Annotated in this window: 19 protein-coding genes; 16 read left to right on the top strand and 3 right to left on the bottom strand. The window is 34.0% G+C overall.

The window, feature by feature from the left end:
- Together ACVRZD_RS03220 and ACVRZD_RS03215 are read right to left on the bottom strand one after the other, a co-directional pair.
- Positions 1-288 (bottom strand): GIY-YIG nuclease family protein, encoded by a 288-nt coding sequence (locus ACVRZD_RS03220; RefSeq protein ID WP_447450261.1) that lies wholly within the window; start codon positions 286-288, stop codon positions 1-3.
- Positions 266-1,039, bottom strand: a complete 774-nt coding sequence (locus tag ACVRZD_RS03215; RefSeq protein WP_037625881.1) for a tRNA1(Val) (adenine(37)-N6)-methyltransferase — start codon at positions 1,037-1,039, stop codon at positions 266-268. The genes ACVRZD_RS03220 and ACVRZD_RS03215 overlap by 23 nt, the downstream gene beginning before the upstream one ends.
- Before the next feature lie 136 nt (positions 1,040-1,175).
- On the opposite strand from ACVRZD_RS03215, the gene ACVRZD_RS03210 reads away from it, so the two are divergent.
- The 6 genes from ACVRZD_RS03210 to ACVRZD_RS03185 all read left to right on the top strand — a co-directional run bounded on the left by ACVRZD_RS03210 (position 1,176) and on the right by ACVRZD_RS03185 (position 8,046).
- Complete coding sequence (locus ACVRZD_RS03210) at positions 1,176-1,916, top strand: lysophospholipid acyltransferase family protein (RefSeq protein WP_037625879.1); 741 nt, start codon at positions 1,176-1,178, stop codon at positions 1,914-1,916.
- Between the two features lie 59 nt (positions 1,917-1,975).
- Positions 1,976-2,653, top strand: coding sequence for a helix-hairpin-helix domain-containing protein (locus ACVRZD_RS03205; protein WP_037625877.1), 678 nt, complete (start codon positions 1,976-1,978; stop codon positions 2,651-2,653).
- A 169-nt stretch (positions 2,654-2,822) separates the two neighbouring features.
- Positions 2,823-4,877 (top strand): DNA internalization-related competence protein ComEC/Rec2, encoded by a 2,055-nt coding sequence (locus ACVRZD_RS03200; RefSeq protein WP_155274943.1) that lies wholly within the window; start codon positions 2,823-2,825, stop codon positions 4,875-4,877.
- 45 nt (positions 4,878-4,922) lie between these two features.
- The gene (gene holA, locus ACVRZD_RS03195; RefSeq protein ID WP_037625875.1) at positions 4,923-5,951 is read left to right on the top strand and encodes a DNA polymerase III subunit delta; all 1,029 of its coding nucleotides are present in this window, start codon (positions 4,923-4,925) and stop codon (positions 5,949-5,951) included.
- 112 nt (positions 5,952-6,063) lie between these two features.
- The gene (gene sodA, locus ACVRZD_RS03190; RefSeq protein ID WP_037625874.1) at positions 6,064-6,672 is read left to right on the top strand and encodes a superoxide dismutase SodA; all 609 of its coding nucleotides are present in this window, start codon (positions 6,064-6,066) and stop codon (positions 6,670-6,672) included.
- 315 nt (positions 6,673-6,987) lie between these two features.
- A complete protein-coding gene (locus tag ACVRZD_RS03185; protein WP_037625873.1) occupies positions 6,988-8,046 on the top strand; it encodes a serine hydrolase in 1,059 nt (352 codons plus the stop codon).
- Positions 8,047-8,107: 61 nt separating this feature from the next.
- Here ACVRZD_RS03185 and queA read toward each other — a convergent pair whose 3' ends face one another.
- Positions 8,108-9,136 (bottom strand): tRNA preQ1(34) S-adenosylmethionine ribosyltransferase-isomerase QueA, encoded by a 1,029-nt coding sequence (gene queA, locus ACVRZD_RS03180; RefSeq protein ID WP_447450260.1) that lies wholly within the window; start codon positions 9,134-9,136, stop codon positions 8,108-8,110.
- A gap of 191 nt (positions 9,137-9,327) precedes the next feature.
- On the opposite strand from queA, the gene nagB reads away from it, so the two are divergent.
- The 10 genes from nagB to alaS all read left to right on the top strand — a co-directional run bounded on the left by nagB (position 9,328) and on the right by alaS (position 21,833).
- Positions 9,328-10,038, top strand: a complete 711-nt coding sequence (gene nagB / locus ACVRZD_RS03175) for a glucosamine-6-phosphate deaminase (RefSeq protein WP_037625872.1) — start codon at positions 9,328-9,330, stop codon at positions 10,036-10,038.
- A gap of 72 nt (positions 10,039-10,110) precedes the next feature.
- Positions 10,111-10,827: a pseudouridine synthase gene (locus tag ACVRZD_RS03170; protein ID WP_447450259.1), complete on the top strand. Its 717-nt coding sequence runs from the start codon at positions 10,111-10,113 to the stop codon at positions 10,825-10,827.
- Positions 10,828-10,924: 97 nt separating this feature from the next.
- On the top strand, positions 10,925-12,070 hold the full coding sequence (locus tag ACVRZD_RS03165; RefSeq protein WP_037625870.1) for an MFS transporter: 1,146 nt from the start codon (positions 10,925-10,927) through the stop codon (positions 12,068-12,070).
- 77 nt (positions 12,071-12,147) lie between these two features.
- Complete coding sequence (locus ACVRZD_RS03160) at positions 12,148-13,089, top strand: competence protein CoiA (RefSeq protein ID WP_447450258.1); 942 nt, start codon at positions 12,148-12,150, stop codon at positions 13,087-13,089.
- 25 nt (positions 13,090-13,114) lie between these two features.
- The gene (pepF, locus tag ACVRZD_RS03155) at positions 13,115-14,917 is read left to right on the top strand and encodes an oligoendopeptidase F (RefSeq protein WP_447450257.1); all 1,803 of its coding nucleotides are present in this window, start codon (positions 13,115-13,117) and stop codon (positions 14,915-14,917) included.
- Between the two features lie 169 nt (positions 14,918-15,086).
- On the top strand, positions 15,087-15,725 hold the full coding sequence (locus tag ACVRZD_RS03150) for an HAD family hydrolase (RefSeq protein WP_037625991.1): 639 nt from the start codon (positions 15,087-15,089) through the stop codon (positions 15,723-15,725).
- A gap of 137 nt (positions 15,726-15,862) precedes the next feature.
- Positions 15,863-17,110: an L-lactate MFS transporter gene (locus tag ACVRZD_RS03145; protein ID WP_447450256.1), complete on the top strand. Its 1,248-nt coding sequence runs from the start codon at positions 15,863-15,865 to the stop codon at positions 17,108-17,110.
- 135 nt (positions 17,111-17,245) lie between these two features.
- Positions 17,246-17,953, top strand: a complete 708-nt coding sequence (locus ACVRZD_RS03140) for an O-methyltransferase (RefSeq protein WP_037625868.1) — start codon at positions 17,246-17,248, stop codon at positions 17,951-17,953.
- Positions 17,954-18,015: 62 nt separating this feature from the next.
- On the top strand, positions 18,016-18,960 hold the full coding sequence (prsA, locus tag ACVRZD_RS03135) for a peptidylprolyl isomerase PrsA (RefSeq protein WP_037625866.1): 945 nt from the start codon (positions 18,016-18,018) through the stop codon (positions 18,958-18,960).
- A gap of 254 nt (positions 18,961-19,214) precedes the next feature.
- Positions 19,215-21,833, top strand: a complete 2,619-nt coding sequence (gene alaS / locus ACVRZD_RS03130; protein WP_447450255.1) for an alanine--tRNA ligase — start codon at positions 19,215-19,217, stop codon at positions 21,831-21,833.
- Positions 21,834-22,103: the final 270 nt, after the last annotated feature.

Here is a 22,103-nt window from a genome sequence, read left to right as displayed (position 1 = left end):
TCAACTTTTTTTATGCTCTTTAATATAATCCAGTTTTTGTTGTCTGGTTTTCTGTTTTTTAAAGCGTGCTTCTGCAGACATTGCTTCTTGTTTACTAGCAAATTCTTCAAAATAAAGTAAGTTAACTGGCAATCTAGCCCGTGTATATTTTGCTCCTTTACCGCTATTATGAACTTTTAGTCTCTTTTCAATATCTGTAGTATAACCAGTATATAAGGTATGATCTGCACACTCTAAAACATACATATAGGCTGTTAAAGAATCCTTAGCAATCATTTTTTTGTTCATGTAGGTTATTTCCAAAATAAATATCATTGATATGGTCTGTGTAGTCCCCATTTTCATTATGGACAATCAAAGGTGGTAAAATTTTCATTCCCTCAATTGAGCCGTCTTTTATAGCCTCAATGAGTAACATATTAGCATCTTTACCTAATTTAGGATATACAAACTGTACTCGTTTCGGTGCTAGTCCATTTTGTCTGAGACCATCTAATATCTCAATGAAACGATCAGGGCGATGTACCATGGCAAGGCGACCGTTTGACTTTAACGCATGACGACTGATTTGGCAAATCTCTTCAAGATTAGTTGCTATTTCATGTCTGGCTAGAAGGTAGTATTCAGAAGCATTTTTTTTAGATGTTTCATTTGTTTTAAAATAAGGTGGATTACAGAGAATTAAATCCACGCCAGATCGTGGTGCATAGTCCAATAGATTTTTTAAATCGTCATTAACCATTTTTACCTGGTGATCAAGTTTATTCAGTTGAATTGACCTTTGAGCCATTTCTGCAAGTCGTTCTTGCAACTCAACCTCAAGAATGGAAGCATTTGTTCTTGTACTTGCAAAAAGTCCAACGGCTCCATTTCCAGAACAAAGATCGACAATCAAACCTTTGGATGGTAATTTTGGAAAACGAGATAGTAAGACACTATCAATAGAGTAACTGAAGACATCTTTATTTTGAATAATTTTTACGTCAGTAGAAAAGAGCTGATCGATGCGCTCTCCTTCTTTTAGTTCTATTCTGTTCATTCCCCTATTATAACAGAAAAGGCACAACTCTGAAAGTCGATAGATTAAAGGTTAAGTAGTCGAAGAGATAATGCACTTTCCCAAAGTTACTATTCATGATACAATAAACAAGATAGAAATCAAAAAGGAGAAACACGTGTTTTATTCTTATTTACGTGGCTTAGTCGTTTTTTTATTATGGGTTGTTAATGGCAATACACATTACCATAACCAAGAAAATATCTTGTCAGCAGATGAAAATTATATCCTTGTTGCACCCCATCGTACATTTTGGGATCCTGTTTACATGGCCTTTGCTGCAAGACCGAAACAATTCATATTTATGGCAAAAAAAGAGCTCTTTACTAATCGTTTATTTGCTTGGTGGATCAAAATGTGTGGCGCATTTCCAGTTGATCGTGAACATCCAAGTCAGGATGCAATCAGATATCCTGTTAATGTTTTAAAAAAGAAAGATAAATCCCTTGTTATGTTCCCTAGTGGTAGCCGTCATTCTAAGGACATAAAAGGTGGTGTCGCGGTCATTGCAAAAATGGCTAAGGTTCGTATTATGCCAGCAACTTATGCTGGACCAATGACAATTAAAGGCCTACTAAAAAGTGAGCGAGTGGATATGAATTTTGGTCATCCAATTGATATTTCTGATATTAAACGAATGAATGATGAAGGAATTTCAGAAGTAGCCGGAAGGATACAGGCAGAATTTGATCGCCTGGATGCTGAAATGCTTCCCTATCAACCTGGAAAAGCATTAAATCCCTTAACCTATATCTACAGAATTCCACTAGCAGTCATTTTAATTATTGTTTTAATATTGACGATGCTCTTCTCATACGTTGCAAGCTTTGTCTGGGATCCAGAAAAACATAGAAAATAAAAATCACTTCACTTGAGTGATTTTTTATGTTATTTACGAATTAATAAGTGAGGTGCATTATGAAAGAAATTCTTACTGTTATAAAGCAATGGTATGATTGCCATTATATTATAGGTAGAGTCATTGCAGTTTTACTTATTATTGTCCTACTTTGTTCATTCTCTTATGTTTTTTTTAATAATAGCAAAGCTGATAATGAAAGAGTGAAAGAGCCAGTCACTTTTAGTCAGGTTAAAGAAGAAACAGGTAATTCTAAGGAGCATGTTCAAGAAGATGTTGTTTCGACCGATACTAAAAAAGAAATCATGGTCGATTTAAAGGGAGCGGTAAAAAAAGAGGGTGTCTATAAGATTTCTTCGGGGAGCCGAGTAACAGATTTAATCCAAATGGCAGGTGGTTTATTGCCTGAAGCAGATAGGCAAGCTATTAATTTAGCACAAAGACTAACAGATGCTTCGGTAGTATATGTTGCTAAACAGGGTGAAAATAAATCAGTTATTCCAAACCCTACTCACCAATCTACTCAGGAAACAGGTGGAAGTGCTAAAGTAAATATTAATAGCGCAACTAGTGATCAGTTGACAAAGATACCTGGAATAGGTGAAAAACGTGCTCAAGAAATTATAGAGGCTCGAGATAAAATGGGTGGTTTTAAAAGTTTAGATGATTTAACAAAAATTTCTGGTATTGGGAAAAAAACAATTGAAAAAATGAAAGATGATTTAAGTGTTGACTAAGTATCTACCGATACCTATTGCGCAATTGGCTTTTTTGGCAATAATCCTTTTTTATAATAGTTATTTTCCAAGTCTTTTTTTGGCTCTCGTTTTACTTCTTCTCCATTTTTTCTTGTTCAAAAATTATGGTTTTATAAAATGTATACAAGTCTGTATAATAAGTTTTGCTATGTCAATGTATTTTAGTTTTAATTTGCATAGGGCAAATCATACAGATAGAAACCAACCTGACTCGATTTCACAAATTCGTTTGATTCCAGATTCAATGACTATTAATGGCGACCTGTTAGCCTTTGAGGGCGAGGAAAAGGGGAATAGGTTTCAAATGTTTTATCAAATGAAGTCAAAAGAGGAGTTTATATTTTTTAGAAAAAATAGTGAGTTTCTTACTTTGCAGGCAGATATTAAACTGGAAGTAGCAGATGGACAGAGGAATTTTAATGGATTCAATTATCGAAACCATTTAAGAAACCAAGGAATTTATAGAATTGGTCGTATTAAAACAATCAAAAAAATACAGTTATCAAGACTTAAACATCCTGTTGAGTATTTATCTAGATGGAGAAGACAGGCAATTGTGACTTGTCAGCAAAATTATCCTGATCCGATGGCACATTATATGACAGGGTTACTTTTTGGATATTTAGATAAAAGTTTTGGACAGATGACAGATATCTATAGTCAACTAGGTATTATCCATTTATTTGCCTTATCTGGAATGCAAGTTGGTTTTTTTCTTAATCTCTTCCGGAAACTGATGATAAAATTAGCAATTCCGCAAGAGTATTTTGCAGGAGTAGAGTTCTTTTTTTCTCTTTTTTATGCTAGTATGACAGGTTATAGTATTTCTGTTTTGAGAAGTTTATGCCAACGAAACTTAAGCAATATGAAGGTGAAACGAGAAAATAATATTGCCTTTACTCTATTCTTATTATTCATTATTTCTCCTAATTTTTTGGCTACTGTTGGTGGTGTTTTATCCTTTAGTTATTCATTTATCATTTCATATGTAACGAGTGAATCTACAAAGAAAAGGTATCAATTTGTCCAGCCTTTTGTTATTGCTATATCTGCATTTCCCTTACTCATTTTCTTTTTTTCAGCTTATCATCCATTATCAATGGTATTAACAGCAATCTTTTCTGTATTATTTGATAGTTTCATATTGCCTTTACTGACTCTCCTCTTTTTTCTAACTCCAATTTTGCCACTACGGATTTTTAATCAGCTCTTTGAAATGATGGAAGTCTTAGTGCTTTGGGTTGGGGAGCATTTCCACCACCCATGGGTTTTTGGAAAACCAACACCATTACAACTTTTTCTTTTTCTTATTATTCTTGCTTTACTCTATGATTTATGGAATAAAAGGTTTGTACGATATTGTTTGTTTGTATCTTTGGGGATACTCTATTTTTCCATCGTACAGCCATTAAAAAATGAAGTTACAATAGTTGATGTTGGTCAAGGGGATAGCATTTTATTAAGAGATATTTATCACAAGACCATATTGATCGATGTCGGAGGTATTCACCAAGTACAGTCGAAGTCTGGCTGGAAGAAGAGACACAGTATAAGTAATGCTCAAAAAACATTGATTCCTTATTTAAAAAGTCGTGGCATTAGACAGATTGATCAATTATTACTAACGCATACTGATACGGACCATGTTGGTGATATGGAAGATGTCGTGAAAGCTATTCCAACAAAAGAGATCTTGGTAAGTCAAGGAAGTTTAACTAATCATAAATTTGTTGAGCGACTAAATGCTATGGCAATAAAAACAAAGGTGGTAAAAAAAGGTGATGAATTAGCAATAATGGGGGCAAAACTTAAAGTTCTTTATCCTTTTGTTAAAGGAGATGGTAAAAATAACGACTCTATTGTTTTGTATGGTAAACTGCTTAATAATCGATTTCTCTTTACAGGTGATTTAGAGGCAGAAGGGGAAAAAGAAGTAATAAGACATTATCCCGATTTAAAAGTAGATATATTAAAGGCCGGTCACCACGGCTCCAAAGGAGCTTCCAGTGACGAATTTATTGACCACATTTTGCCTAAATTAGCTCTTTTTTCTGCAGGAAAAAATAATACGTTCAAACATCCTCACGACGAAACATTACAGAGATTTTCCAAGCGAAGAATTCAAACATTGCAGACAAATAAAAATGGAGCTATTCGATTTGAAGGATTAGTTAAATGGAAAGTTGACTCTGTTCATCCATAAAATATTTACTGCCTATTTAAATCTAATTTCTGCTATAATATAGACATGATTGCAATTGAAAAAATAGAGAAATTAACTAAAGAAAAACTTGACTTAATTACACTAGTAACGGGTGAAGATCTGGGGCAATTAACACAACTAAAGTCTGCTTTGATGGATAAAATTGCTTATGATAAGGATGATTTAACCTATTCCTATTTTGATTTGTCGGAAAGTAATTATCAAGATGCTGAGCTTGATTTACTGAGCTTACCATTTTTTGCAGATCAAAAAGTTGTTATTTTTGATCAATTTTTAGATTTGACGACCACAAAAAAAAATTACTTAAAAGAGAATGAATTAAAATCCTTTGAATCTTATTTAGAACAGCCGATGGATTCCACGCGATTAATTATTTTTGCTCCTGGTAAGCTAGATGGAAAACGTCGAATTGTAAAGCTTTTAAAAAGAGATGCTCAAGTGATTGAAGCTAACTTGTTAAAAGATGCAGAATTGAAGACTTATTTTCAAAAATATAGTCACCATTTAGGTCTTTCCTATGATAGTGGTGTATTTGAACGTTTGCTTTTTAAATCAAATGATGATTTTAGCCAAATCATGAAAAATATTAACTTTCTAAAGTCCTATAAAAAAGAAGGTCATATCACCTTAACTGATATTGATGAGGCAATTCCTAAATCACTGCAGGATAATATCTTTGATTTGACACGTTTTATTCTACAAAAGAAGGTGGAAGAATCGACTAACTTGGTTCACGATTTACGATTAAATGGTGAGGATGAAGTGAAATTAATTGCAATTTTGTTGGGACAATTTAGGTTATTTCTTCAAATTGCTATTTTGGGTAACCAAGGAAAGAATGAGCAACAAATTGTATTAGCTTTATCTGATTTTCTGGGTCGCAAAATTAATCCCTATCAAGTAAAATATGCAATGAAAGATTCGCGTACGCTCAGTTTAGCTTATTTGTATTCAGCTGTTAAATCATTGATTGAAACAGATTATCAGATAAAAAATGGCACTTACGATAAGTCCTACTTATTTGATGTTTTACTGTTGAAATTAATGTCTTAATATATTGTGTTTTACTTAGTATTTAAGCTCTGAGCACTTAATCAAATTAGTTGAAAGCTCTAAAAAAATGCGATACTATAGACCTATAATAAAAGGAAAAGAGGATTTTTACATGGCTATTATTTTACCGGAACTTCCCTATGCATATGATGCACTTGAGCCACAATTTGATCAAGAAACAATGACACTTCATCATGATAAACACCATGCAACTTATGTTGCAAATGCAAATGCTGCATTAGAAAAACACCCTGAAATTGGTGAAGATTTAGAAGCTCTTTTAGCAGATGTTGAATCAATTCCTGCTGATATTCGTCAAGCATTAATTAATAATGGTGGTGGTCACCTTAATCATGCACTTTTCTGGGAATTATTATCACCTGAAAAAACAGAAATCACTTCAGAGGTTGCATCTGCTATTAATGAGGCGTTCGGATCATTTGATACTTTTAAAGAACAATTTACAGTAGCAGCAACTGGTCGCTTTGGATCTGGTTGGGCATGGTTAGTGGTAAATAATGAAGGTAAACTTGAAATTATGTCTACTGCAAATCAAGATACGCCACTTTCATTAGGTTTAAAACCAATCCTTGCTTTAGATGTTTGGGAACACGCTTACTATTTGAATTACCGTAATGTTCGTCCAAATTATATCAAGGCTTTCTTTGAAATCATTAACTGGAATAAAGTTGCTGAGCTATATCAATCAGCAAAAGCTTAATTATAACATGTAAATTAAGATTAACTAAAAGTGGACTGTGCTACAAAAGTTAGACAAGGAGCTAACGATTGGGGACAGTTCATTTTTTGTTTCAAAAATCTTAGTCTACTGTAACTCTATTGTATTTTACAAAACCTTGTAAACTCTAACTTGAAATTATAAGCATAAATGCTATTACATAAATAAACTTGTTGAGCATTTTAATTATTTTGAAGATAAGTTTTGTAATGTTTTTGAAATATTTTGTTCTAAAATCGTCATATTTACTTGATTATTTATTAAATTATTATAAAATAATAGTGTAGGAGACGTAAGATGTTTAATGAGGGAAACAAGTTGTTATTGAGGAAGAAAATAGTATTAATAGGTGTGGGATTTATAACCATCTCAAGTTTAGTTCTGGTAGGTGTTTCTTTATCTCAAAATACAAATGCAAGAGAGTTAAAAGTTGTTAAACAAGTTAAGGTAAAATCTCAAGGTATCAAAGAAAAAAGTCAAGCTGATAAAGATGCAACAGTGGCAGCAGATTTAGATAGAATGACTGCATTGGACCTCTATTATGATTATGCTCATCTAAGTTTGGAAGATACAGTTAAAGCTTATTTGGATGAAGCCGGCATTTCTCATGATCAAGTTGCTTTTTCATATAAAGATTTAGAGTCTGGTAAGACAGCTTCAATGAACGATACGCAGGAAATGACAGCTGGCTCTACTTACAAGTTACCTTTAAATATGCTAGTTGTCGATGAAGTTTCCAAAGGAAAATATACAATGGACCAACGGTTTGATATTACTAACACAAGCTATGAATTACTTGATGAGCATAATGCTTATATGGCCCAGTTTAGTGGTGCGATGTCTATTCCAGATATGCAAGAATACTCCTTGGTTTATTCTGAAAACACACCAGCCTATGCCTTAGGTGAGCGTTTGGGTGGAATGAAAAAAGCTTATAGGAAACTAGGACGTTATGGGCAATCAAAGGCTAATATCAAAACAATCAAGGAATCTGGTAATAAAACGACAAGTGATTACTATATTCAGGTTTTAGATTATCTTTGGAAACATAAAGATAAATATAAGGATATTCTTTATTATATTGGAGAATCTTTCCCAAATGAATATTACAAAACCTATTTATCTGATATCACCATTTACCAAAAACCAGGATACGTGCGAGAAGCACTAAATGTTGATGCTATAGTTTGTGAAAAGAGTCCATATTTGATTGCTCTTTACACTAAGAATCTTGGAGGTAGTACGGAAGAATCAAGTGAAATTAATGGTGTTGGCTATGGACAATTAACAGCCTTGACCTATGTTATCAATGAATGGCACAGGGTTAATCATAATAAAGTTGATCCAACTGCATAATAGACTTTATAATAAAAAACGATAGACTTTCTGATTCTATCGTTTTTTTATGTCTTAAGCATTATTTGACAAACATCGCATCTCCAAAGCTGAAGAAGCGGTATTTTTCATCAACTGCATGTTTGTAAGCTTCCAAAACAAAATCGCGTCCTGCAAATGCTGAAACTAACATGACTAATGTTGATTTAGGAAGGTGGAAGTTGGTTGAAAAAGCATCAACAATGGTAAACTGGTAGCCTGGTTTAATAAAGATATTAGTCCATCCTGAATCAGCCTTAATGTCACCATTAAATTTACTACCAATTGTTTCAAGTGTTCGAATAGAGGTTGTCCCAACCGCGATAATACGACCGCCTTCAGCTTTTACTTGACGTAAACTAGCAGCAGCTTCTTCGGATAGGCTATAAAATTCGGAATGCATATCATGTTCATCGACCTTGTCTACAGAAACTGGTCTAAAAGTACCAAGTCCAACATGTAATGTTAAGTAGACGAGTTTAACGCCTTTTGCTTCAATTTTTTCTAACAATTCTTGAGTGAAATGTAAGCCGGCAGTAGGTGCAGCAGCAGAGCCATTTTCTTTCGCATAAACAGTCTGATACCGTTCAGAGTCCTCTAGTTTTTCATGGATATAAGGCGGTAGCGGCATCTCCCCAAGACTTTCTAAAACTTCTAAAAAGATACCATCATAAGTAAACTCAACAATGCGACCACCATGTTCTAATTCATCAACAACAGTTGCTTTTAGTCGTCCATCCCCAAAAACGACTTGGCTACCAATCTTGAGTCGTTTTGCAGGTTTTGCAAGAACTTCCCATTGATCAGCTTGAGTGTTTTTAAGAAGTAGGAGTTCCACATGTCCATGAGTATCCGGTTTCTCACCATGTAAGCGTGCAGGAAGAACCCGTGTATTATTCATAACAAGTGCATCACCTGGGTTTAATTCTTCAATGATATGGTCAAAGTGGCTATCTACCATGGTTTGATTTGTATGATCGATGATTAACAGTTTTGAACTATCCCTTTTTTCAAGAGGTGTCTGAGCAATCAATTCTTCGGGAAGGTCAAAATCAAAATCGTTAGTATTCATTATTCTCCTTTGTTTAATTGCAAAGCTAACTTTAAATTCCTTGCAATAATAAGATCGTTAACTATTATATCACGTGATTCTGGAAGCGTCATTAGATAAATTTCAAAAAAGGAAATCTTAGTCTTGACAATAATTGGTATATACCATATAATAGAAACACAAAAGGTCTATACCAATAAAAGGAGTTTGAAATGAAAGTTATCCGTGTACAAAATCAAGAAGAGGGTGGAAAAGTTGCCTTCACTTTATTAAAAGATAGTTTAGCTAAAGGTGCAAAAAACCTTGGGTTAGCAACTGGTTCGACTCCGGAAACCTTCTATAAGGAGATCGTAGCAAGTGACTTAAGTTTCACTGATGTGACAAGTATCAATTTAGATGAATATGTTGGTCTTCCTGTGGAAAATGACCAGTCCTATGATTATTTCATGCGTGATCGCTTATTTAATACAAAACCATTTAAAATGAACTATTTACCGAATGGATTGGCTAATAATTTAGAAGAAGAAGTTAAACGCTATGATGCTATTATTTCTGAACACCCAATTGATTTCCAAATTTTAGGTATTGGACGAAATGGTCATATTGGATTTAATGAACCAGGGACATCCTTTAAGGAAAAAACACATGTTGTTGATTTAGAACCATCAACCATTGAAGCAAATAGCCGTTTCTTTAAATCAATTGATGAAGTTCCAAAACAAGCTATTTCAATGGGAATTGCTTCTATTATGGACTCTAAATTGGTCGTCCTATTAGCATTTGGAAAAGAAAAAGCAGAGGCTGTTCGTGCAATGTTAACCGGCGAGGTTACTGAGGAGTTACCAGCTTCGATTTTACAAAAACATTCAAACTGCGTTGTTATTGTGGATACTGAGGCAGCATCACTATTAGGTAATTTATAAAACACATTCCACTTGGGCTAGGATTTTTTTCTTAGCTCTTTTTATTTTAAAATAATATGATAAACTACCTCTATGAGGATAGATAAATCATTAGAAAATCAACGTGTTGGTTCTAGAAATCAAGTGAAACTATTATTGAAAAGCCAACAGGTTAAGGTTAATGGTAAGCTTGTTACAAGCGGGAAGGTAAATGTCGATCCTGGGATACAAAAGATTTGTGTCTCAGGAAAAGAATTAGATGCTAAGGGACATCGTTATTTTATCTTAAATAAACCTAGTGGTGTTGTATCTGCAAGAAGTGATCGTGAGCATCAAACTGTTTTAGATTGCTTAACAAGGAAAGATGTAACACCTGAGCTTTATCCAATTGGTCGACTCGACCGTGACACGGAAGGCTTGGTATTATTAACGGATAATGGTCCTCTTGGGTTTCGAATGTTGCATCCAAAGCATCATGTTGACAAATCTTATTTGGTTCACCTAAATGGTGAATTAAAAGGGGATGCTATTTCCTTTTTTCAATCTGGTATTGTATTTTTAGATGGCACTAAATGTAAACCAGCTCAATTGGATATTTTATCAACAGGTTCAGAAATGTCACAAGCTATTATTACTATTTCTGAAGGAAAGTTTCATCAAGTGAAAAAAATGTTTTTAGCCTACGGCTTAAAAGTCATTTATTTGAAACGGATATCGTTTGCAGGATTAACCCTTGGTAATTTACCAAGAGGTCATTATCGACCATTAACTGAAACAGAAGTTACAGAAATCATAAAATTTTTAGATTAATCTCTCGTCATTAATCTTTATGAAATAAATCACAATTCTTGCAAAAAGGCCTAAGTGACTATATACTTAGTAAGTATTATTTTACAAGGAGATGATTATGAAAGATAAACTATCGACGAAGTTGGCAATTCTGTCAATTTCAATATTTCTCATGTCGCATTTAGCCATTGCGCCTGCTATTCCCAAACTATTTGAACTTTATCATGGTGAAAACCCAAGTATTGGTCTTGCATCTGTTGAGAGTTTAGTGACTATTCCTGCGATGATGATTACTATTTTTGTTATTTTAAGTAATTTTGTAGTCGCTAAAATTGGTAAAAAGAAAACGATTCAACTGGGACTTATTTTAATATTAGTATCTGGTTTAGTATCCTTCATGACAAAAAATTTCACTATCGTTTTGATTTGTCGACTTATTTTAGGGATTGGTATCGGACTATACAACGCTTTATCCATTAGTATTTTAAGTGACTATTATGAGGGTGAGACAAGAGCAAATATGATAGGTTTTCGTACAGCAACTTTAAACATTGGTAAGGCATTAACGACATTTGTAGTTGGTTTAGCGTTACTAATAGGGGTTAATTACACGTATTTGGTTTATCTCTTAGTTATTCCAGTCTATTTCTTCTTTACAAAATTTGTTCCTAAGTCAGATAAAGAAATTGTACAAATAAAGTCTGCTAGTATTTTTGATAAGAAAGCTGCTTTATTGATGTTAGTAACGTTTTTTATAGGAATCTCTTATATTGGAGCTACTATTAAAATTCCTACTTTACTTGTTAATCACTTTGGCTATTCTAGTTTTTTTGCAAGTAATCTTTTGACATTGTTGGCTTTTAGTGGAATTTTTGTGGGTCTTATTTTTGGACAATTAACAAAAGTGTTAGCAGAAAAAACTATGCTTATTATGGTTATCTTAATGGGGCTTGGCAACTTTATGATGACTTTGTCGAATAGTAAAATTCTATTCTTCTTAGCTGCATTCTTAATTGGTGCCAGTTTTGTTGGGACCATGTCATCGGTGTTCAATTATATTGCTAAGTATTATGACCGCCAACATATTAATTTTGTAACAAGTCTTGCAATCACTGCTGGAAATATTGGGGTTATCTTGACGCCACTTATCTTAACAAAACTCCCAGCAGCTTTACATTTGGAATTATTTATTACACCATTTTATATAGCAAGTGTCTTAATGGCTGTAACCTGTCTGGTTTATTTAGCATTACCAAAAAAATAAGAAAAGTTATCAATTGATAGCTTTTCTTTTATTTTCTTTTTCGAATAATTAGGTAGGATAAGATAAGCGAGGAGGAAATGATGTTAGTAGCCATAGACGTTATGGGAAATCGTGTGGCGCTTTTGGATGAGTTACCTCATAAGACAAGGCAATATTTCTGTCCAGTTTGTCGTGGCCAGGTTATTTTAAAAAATGGTCCAGTCAAGCAAGCCCACTTTGCTCATAAGAATGCTTTAAATTGTTCACATAACTCAGATAACGAAAGTCAGGAGCATTTATTATTAAAGGCAAGTTTATATAAAAATCTGATACAAGCTGAAGACGTCAAGCTTGAGAGTTATTTTCCTGAAATTCACCAACTTGCAGATTTACAAGTTAACAACAAATTAGTTTTAGAAGTCCAATGTAGTTCTTTACCTTGTGAGCGACTTAAAAAGAGAAGTATTGCCTATCGGCGTCAAGACCAGATTGTATTTTGGTTATTGGGAAAAAATTTGTGGTTAAAAAATAGACTAACGACTCTTCAGCGACAATTTTTGTCCTTTTCATGGGAAATCGGTTTTTACTTATGGGAAATTGATCTGAATGCTCACTGTCTTCGATTACATTTTATGATTCATGAGGATTTAATGGGTAAGGTAACCTGTTTGACTAGGAAGTGCTCACTGGATGAGGATCTCATGGCTTTTTTTCGTTTGCCATTTCAAAAATTATGTTTTAAACCGCTCGTTGTGACAAGTGACCACAATTTATTGGTGAAAATCCAAAAGGCTTTAAGATATAAAGATAAAAACTGGTTGATAAGACAAGAACAAGCTTATTTATCTGGTTCAAATCTTTTGAATTTGTCAGTTGACGATTTTTATCCCCAATTTCATCCTCCTACTTGTCAACAAGGCTTTAGTCAGATCGATAGTGATTTAGAGAAATACTATGAAGCTTTTCATCTTTATTATAAAGAAATTTCTAATAAAACTGTGCAAACGCTTCATCCACCTGACTTTTATGTTAAAATATGAAAGAATACAAATTTAGGAGGACTCTATGTCAGATAATAGAAGTCATATTGAGGAAAAGTACACTTGGGATTTAAGCACTATTTTTAAAACAGATCAGGCTTTTGAATTAGAATTAGCCCAGTTGAATCAGGATACTGATGTAGCTCAGAAGTATGTAGGTCACTTATTAGATTCTAGCAAAACGTTATTAGAAATTACTGAAAGTCAACTTGAACTATCACGACGAATTGAAAAAGTATATGTCTATGCCCATATGAAAAATGATCAAGATACGACAGTTGCTAAATATCAGGAATATCAAGCTAAAGCTTCAGCTTTATATGCAAAATTTGCTCAAGTATTTTCATTTTATGAGCCAGAATTTATGATGATCACTGCCAAACAATTAGAAGAATTTATGGCAGAAGAAAAACAACTAGGTCTTTATAACCATTATTTTGAAAAATTGTTAAAAAACAAAGAACATATTTTATCACAACGTGAGGAAGAATTATTAGCTGGTGCTCAAGAGATTTTTAACGGAGCTGAGGAAACTTTCAGTATCCTAGATAATGCAGATTTAATATTCCCAATTATTACAGATGATGAAGGTAATGAAGTTGAAATAACGCATGGGAATTTCATTAGTTTGATGGAATCTAAGAATCGAACAGTTAGACAGGCTGCATATGAGGCTATGTATAGTACCTATGAGCAATTTCAACATACCTATGCTAAAACTTTACAAACAAATGTAAAAGTACAAAATTATAAAGCACGTGTTCATAAGTATGATTCAGCTCGTCAGGCAGCGATGTCAGCTAATTTCATTCCTGAAGCTGTATATGATACATTACTTACTTCTGTTAATAAGCATTTACCATTGCTTCATCGTTATTTAAAACTAAGACAAGAAGTTCTAGATGTTGATCAACTTAGAATGTATGATATCTATACGCCATTATCAGAAACAAACCTTGACATGACTTATGATCAAGCGATTGAAAAGGCACAAACTGTTTTAGAAGTCTTTGGCAAGGAGTATTCAGAGCGTGTCAATCGGGCATTTACAGAACGTTGGATTGACGTTCATGTTAACAAAGGTAAACGATCAGGTGCCTATTCTGGAGGATCTTATGATACCAATGCCTTTATGCTCTTAAACTGGCAGAATAATCTTGATAATTTGTATACTCTTGTTCATGAAACTGGTCACAGCTTACATTCAACACTTACTAGGGAGAATCAACCCTACGTTTATGGTGACTATAGTATTTTCCTGGCAGAAATTGCTTCAACGACTAATGAAAATATCTTGACTGAAGCACTTCTTAAGGAAGTAACAGACGATAAAGCACGGTTTGCTATCTTAAATAATTATTTAGATGGTTTCAGAGGATCAGTTTTCCGTCAAACGCAATTTGCAGAATTTGAACATGCCATTCATCAAGCAGATCAAAATGGTGATGTTTTAACAAGTGAATTTGTTAATAATTTGTATGCCGATTTAAATGAAAAATATTATGGTCTTGCAAAAGAAGATAATCATTATATTCAGTACGAATGGGCTAGAATACCACATTTCTACTATAACTATTATGTTTATCAATACTCAACAGGTTTTGCAGCAGCTAGCTATTTAGCTAATAAAATTGTTCATGGAAGTCAAAGTGATATTGATGCTTATCTCTCCTACTTAAAAGCTGGTAATTCAGATTACCCACTTGAAGTTATTGCTAAAGCAGGTGTTGACATGACAGAAGCAGACTACTTAGACCAAGCTTTTACTGTATTTGAAAAACGTTTGACGGAATTAGAAGAACTCGTAGCTAAAGGAGCTCACAAATAAGTAATTAAATAGTGGTTAATTGATAGTTGATGTAATAGAACAACTAGCGACAATTTGTCTACTATTCAAGCGTCTTAAAAAGGTCATTCAATTGATATGACAATTACTATCAATTGATGACTTTTTTAGTATATTCAGAATCTTATTCAATTTCTATGGAGGGGAAATGATGAAAAAATTTATCATATTTGATATGGATGGTGTTATTGTTGATTCAGAATACACATTTTTAAGCAGTAAAACGAAAATGCTTTTAGAGCGTGATATTGATACGGATGAAAGTTATCAGTATCAATTTATGGGGACTACATTTGAGTTTATGTGGCAAAAAATGAAAGAAGAGTGTCAGTTAGAAGAGTCAGTCAATGACTTGATTGACGAAATGACTGTTCGGCGTGAACAAATGATTCAGCGAGGTGGTGTGAAAGCTATAAAAAATGCACCGGCATTTATTACTTATCTGTATGAAAAAGGTTACCCATTAGCAGTTGCGTCTTCTTCCCCGAAACAAGATATTGAACGAAATTTAAAAGCACTCAAACTTGATCACATTTTTGATGTTCTAGTTAGTGGTGAAGAAGTTGAACAGTCAAAACCTGCTCCAGATGTCTTTATAAAAGCGGCGCAGTTATTAGGTGCCCCACAGGAAGCCTGTATTGTATTTGAGGATACAAAAAATGGAAGTATTGCAGCAAAAGCAGCAGGCATGACCTGTATCGGTTTTGCCAACCCTGATTATCCTAAACAAGATTTATCAGCATGCGATAAGATAATCTCTAACTTTGAAGAAGCATATGATTTTCTTTGATTGACGAAGAAATGTACGCTATTTAATCATAAAAAAACAAATAAATTGACATAAAATAACAACTTTAATAAACTAAAAACCTAACATTAACTCAATTATATCATTTAGGTATACGGATTTTAAGGAAGAGGTTTTTGGTGAAAAAAACAAATAGATATATAGTAGCTACAGCAGGAGTGGTACTTCATTTAATGCTTGGGTCAACATATGCATGGAGTGTCTATAGAAACCCAATTATGGCAGAAACGGGCTGGCAGCAATCATCAGTTGCATTTGCCTTTTCTTTAGCTATCTTTTGTTTGGGAATTTCGGCTGCTTTTATGGGGACATTGGTTGAAAAATTTGGACCACGATTAACAGGAACGATTTCTGCTGTACTTTATGCTGGTGGAATAATACTAACAGGACTAGCTATTGCCAATCATGAATTATGGTTGCTTTACTTAGGATATGGTGTCATTGGTGGACTGGGACTTGGGGCAGGTTATATTACACCAGTATCAACCATAATAAAATGGTTTCCTGATAAAAGAGGTCTGGCTACAGGTTTAGCAATCATGGGATTTGGATTTGCTTCATTGTTAACCAGTCCAATTGCGCAATATCTTATTGAACACCAAGGATTAGTTAACACTTTTTATAGTTTAGGGCTAATTTATTTTGTTATAATGTTGCTTGCTTCACAGTTTATTAAAAAGCCAACGACAAGAGAATTTCAAAATTTAGTTAATAAAAGTAAAGATAAAGCAGCAACTGATTTAACAAAGGGCCTGTCTGCAAAACAAGCATTGAAAACAAAAGAATTTTATATTTTATGGTTCATATTATTTATTAATATTGCCTGTGGATTAGGCCTAATTTCGGTCGTTTCCCCTATGGCTCAAGACCTTGCAGGAATGTCAGTTGAGTCGGCTGCCGTAGTAGTCGGATTAATGGGAATTTTCAATGGAATTGGTCGTTTATTATGGGCAAGTCTTTCAGATTATATTGGCCGGCCGTTAACTTTTGTTATTTTATTTATGGTTAATATTATTATGTCAGTCTTCTTGATATTATTCCATTTACCACTATTGTTTGTTTTTGCAATGGCAATATTGATGACTTGCTATGGAGCTGGCTTCTCACTTATTCCCCCATACCTGAGTGATATTTTTGGAGCAAAAGAATTGGCGACATTGCATGGCTATGTCTTGACTGCATGGGCAATAGCTGCATTAGTTGGACCAATGTTATTATCTGTCACTTTTGAAATGACAAAAAGTTATAATAATACCTTAGTTGTTTTCATTGGTTTTTATATTATTGCTTTGTCAATCGCAGTTTGGCTCAAAAATAGTTTGCAGTCTACACAAATGGAAGCTATTAGTAATATAAATAAATTATAGTCTGTTAACTAATATGCTTCTTTAAGATGAAATTTGCCACTGTTTATTTTGAATAGTGGTTTATTTTAATTCTTTAAAAAGCTGATTATGTCGCTATTCTTGACACTAGATAATGGTCTGTGATATGCTACTTTTATGGTAAATTCATATAGTAAGAATGCTAATCATAATATGCGTCGTCCCGTTGTAAAAGATGAGATTGTTCATTTTATGAGGCAGCATCAAGCACAAAATACTGGTTTTTTAGCTGAACTTGAGGTATTTGCTCGGCAAGAAAATATTCCAATTATTCAGCACGAAGTTGTGGCTTACTTCAGACTTCTGATGCAAAGCTTACAGCCTGAAAAAATTCTTGAAATTGGAACTGCAATTGGCTTTTCTGCACTTTTGATGGCTGAAAATGCACCGCATTCTAAAATTATAACCATTGATCGAAATGAAGAGATGATTACTTTTGCAAAAGAAAATTTTGCAACATACGATACAAGAAAACAAATTACCTTACTTGAAGGAGATGCTGCGGATTTAATAGCTAATCTGGATGAAGAATTTGATTTTGTTTTTATGGATTCTGCAAAATCGAAGTACATTGTTTTTTTACCGGAGATTTTAAAGCATGTAAAGGTTGGAGGGATTATTGTTTTTGATGATATTTTCCAAGGTGGAGATATCGCAAAGCCTATCGAGGAGGTTAGACGTGGGCAACGAACGATTTACCGAGGACTCCAGAGACTCTTTGATGCTACGCTAGATAATCCAGGGCTGACCGCATCACTTTTACCCCTTTCTGATGGTTTATTAATGATTCGCAAAAACCAAGAGACAATTGATCTCCCAGATTAAGTAATGTTTAAGAAAATATGTTATAATGGTTGAGTTAAAGATAAAAAGGAGCTAATAATTAAATGAAAAAATCTAATAAGTTGATTACTGGTTTTATAACGCTTGCTTCAGTAATGACATTAGCAGCGTGTAATTCAACAAATGAAAGCACAAAACTTGTTTCTATGAAAGGTGATGCAATCACTGTAACAGATTTCTATAAAGAAGCTAAAACATCTCAAGCTGCTCAGCAGTCAATGCTTAGTCTAATTTTATCACGTGTCTTTGAAGGGCAATATGGTAAAAAAGTTTCTAGCAAAGATGTTGAAAAATCATACAACAAAACAGCAGAGCAATATGGTTCATCCTTCTCAGAAGCTTTGTCGCGAGCTCGTATGACACAAGAAACATATAAAAAACAAATTCGAACTACTATGTTAGTAGAGTATGCTGTTAAAGAAGAAGCTAAAAAAGAATTAACAGATGCGAATTATCAAAATGCTTATAAAAATTATACACCACAAATGACTACGCAAGTCATTGCTTTAGACGATGAAGAGAAAGCAAAAAAAGTTTTAGAAGAAACTAAAGCTGATGGTGCTAATTTCGAAGAGATTGCAAAAAATAATACAATTGATAAGAAGAAACAAATAAATTATACATTTGATTCTTCAGACACTAGCCTTCCAAATGATGTTATTAAAGAAGCTAGTAAATTAAAAGCTGGTGAAAAATCTGAATTGATTTCTGTCGTAGATGTTAAAACGTATCAGAAAAAATACTATATTGTTAATATGACTAAAAAAGAAGATAAGAAAGCTGATTGGAAAGAATACAAATCTCGTCTAAAAGAAATTATCTTATCAGAAAAAACAAATGACACAGCTTTCCAAAATAAAGTAATTGCTAAAGCATTAGACAAAGCAAATGTTAAAATTAAAGATAAAGCCTTTGCTAATATCTTGTCACAGTTTGCTTCAGATAAACAAGCAACAAATAGTTCATTAAAAACAACAGTTGATAAATAATCGACTTTTGATTGACCTTTGCTAAAAAAGACAGTATACTTAGTAAGTTAAGAATAATCTATTAAGATTTGATACAGAAAAATGACGGTTGATGCAAGTCATGGATAATCTGATAAATTTGCTACTTAACCAAAAAATTAAATAGAATTTAAAGATAATGATAAGTTCATTGAATAGAGGTGGTACCGCGGTTTTCGCCCTCTGTCCAATGGGCTTGTTTTGTTTTTTATGAAAACGTAAAAGAGGATATAGTTATGAAACAATTAACATCAGCTGAAATTCGCCAAATGTGGTTGGATTTCTGGAAGTCAAAAGGTCATTCGGTTGAGCCATCAGCTAATCTGGTGCCGGTAAATGATCCAACTTTGCTTTGGATTAATTCTGGTGTTGCAACCTTAAAAAAATATTTTGATGGTTCTGTTATTCCAGAAAATCCACGTATTACTAATGCACAAAAATCAATTCGTACAAATGACATTGAAAATGTTGGTAAAACAGCTCGTCATCATACCATGTTTGAAATGCTTGGGAATTTTTCAATTGGGGATTACTTCCGTGATGAAGCCATTGAATGGGGTTTTGAATTATTAACCAGTCCAGAATGGTTTGATTTCCCTAAAGACAAACTATACATGACTTATTATCCAGCTGATACTGATTCTTACAACCGTTGGATTGCTCTTGGCGTTGAGCCAAGTCACTTAATTCCCTTGGAAGAAAACTTCTGGGAAATTGGTGCAGGTCCTTCAGGTCCTGATACAGAGATTTTCTTTGACCGTGGTGAAGCTTTCGATCCTGAAAACATTGGTATTCGTCTTTTGGAAGAAGACTTAGAAAATGATCGTTACATTGAGATTTGGAATATTGTTCTATCCCAATTTAATGCTGATCCTGAAGTTCCACGATCTGAATATAAAGAGTTGCCGAATAAAAACATTGATACGGGTGCTGGTTTAGAACGTCTTGTGGCTGTTATGCAAGGTACTAAAACTAACTTTGAAACAGATTTGTTTATGCCAATCATTCGTGAAGTTGAAAAGCTTTCTGGTAAAACTTATGATCAAGATGGTGACAATATGAGCTTTAAAGTTATTGCTGACCATATTCGTGCCTTATCATTTGCTATTGGTGATGGTGCCCTTCCAGGTAATGAAGGTCGTGGTTACGTTTTACGTCGTTTACTTCGTCGTGCGGTTATGCATGGTCGTCGTTTAGGGATTAACCAAACTTTCCTTTATAAGTTGGTAACTGTTGTTGGTCAAATCATGGAATCTTACTATCCCGAAGTTTTAGAGAAAAAAGAGTTCATCGAAAAAATTGTTAAACGTGAAGAAGAAACCTTTGCGCGTACTATTGATGCTGGTTCTGGTCATTTGGATCAATTGTTGGCACAGTTAAAAGAAGATGGTAAAGATACTCTTGAAGGTAAGGACATCTTTAAACTATACGACACCTATGGTTTCCCAGTCGAATTAACTGAGGAAATGGCAGAAGATGCCGGTTATAAGATTGATCATGATGGCTTCAAAGCTGCCATGAAAGAACAACAAGACCGTGCGCGTGCTGCTGTCGTTAAGGGTGGTTCAATGGGTATGCAAAATGAAACTCTTGCAAACATCACTGAGTTATCTGAATTTAACTATGACAGAGAAAAATTAGAAGGTAAATTATCAGTCATCGTCGTTGATAATGAACGTAGAGAAGTTGTTTCGGAAGGTCAAGCCTTATTAGTATTTGACCAAACGCCTTTTTATGCTGAAATGGGTGGGCAAGTTGCTGACCATGGTATCATTTTAAATGATACTGGTGATGTTGTAGCCAATATCATTGATGTTCAAAAAGCACCAAATGGTCAAGCTCTTCACACAGTTGAGGTTCTAGCAAGTTTATCAGTTGGTACAAAATATATGCTTAAAGTGGATCACAAGCGTCGCTTTGCAGTAGAGAAAAATCATACAGCAACGCACTTATTACATGCTGCTTTGCATCATATTATTGGTAAACATGCGACTCAAGCAGGTTCATTAAATGAAGAAGAATTCCTTCGTTTTGACTTTACGCATTTTGAGGCAGTGACTGCTGAAGAATTACGTCGTATCGAAGAAGAAGTTAACCAACAAATTTGGAATGCCATTACTGTTCAAACTGTTGAATCAGATGTTGAAACAGCTAAATCAATGGGGGCTATGGCGCTCTTTGGTGAGAAATATGGCAAGTTAGTTCGTGTTGTTGTTATTGGTGACTATTCTGTTGAGCTTTGTGGTGGGACACACGTTTCAAATACCTCTGAAATCGGTTTGTTCAAGATTATTAAAGAAGAAGGTATTGGTTCAGGAACACGACGTATTTTAGCAGTTACAAGTAAACAAGCATTTGAAGCTTACCGCAAAGAAGAAGATGCCTTGAAAGAAATTGCAAGTACAATTAAAGCGCCGCAAATTGAACAAGTGCCTACAAAAGTAGCAAGCTTGAATGAACAAGTCCGTGAATTGCAAAAAGAAGTTGCTGAATTGAAAGAAAAAGCAGCAGCTGCTCAAGCTGGCGATGTCTTTAAAGATGTTAAAGAAGTTAATGGGCATACTTATATTGCAACACAAGTTTCAGTTTCTGACGCAGGTGCACTCCGTACTTTTGCTGATAACTGGAAACAAAAAGACTACTCAGATGTGTTAGTTCTTGTTGCAACAATTGGTGAAAAAGTTAATGTCTTAGTGGCAAGTAAATCAAAAGATATTCATGCTGGTAATATAATTAAAGCTTTGGCTCCAATTGTTTCAGGTCGTGGTGGTGGTAAACCAGACATGGCAATGGCTGGTGGTTCTGATGCAAGTAAAATTGACAATCTTCTAAACGAAGTGCAAAATCAACTATAATAAAAAAAGTAGAAAAGTTACTCTTTTCTACTTTCAGAACGAAGACAAACTAGTGAAGTTGCTAGTTTGTTTTTTCTTGTCTAGTCTTAATTTCTCTAAAATCTGATAAATTATGCTATTTAAGCCAAAATAAAAAGGCCTTCATGCCATCATTTTAACCAATTTTTTGAGATTTAGGCACGCCAAAGTCAGTCCAACCTTAGCTTTCATTTTGGACATTCCAATTTCTCTCGTATAACGAAGGTTGTGATATTCTTTAGCCCTTCCAAA

The sequence above is a fragment of the Streptococcus hongkongensis genome (assembly GCF_053206145.1).
This window is presented reverse-complemented; position numbering and strand designations above follow the sequence as displayed.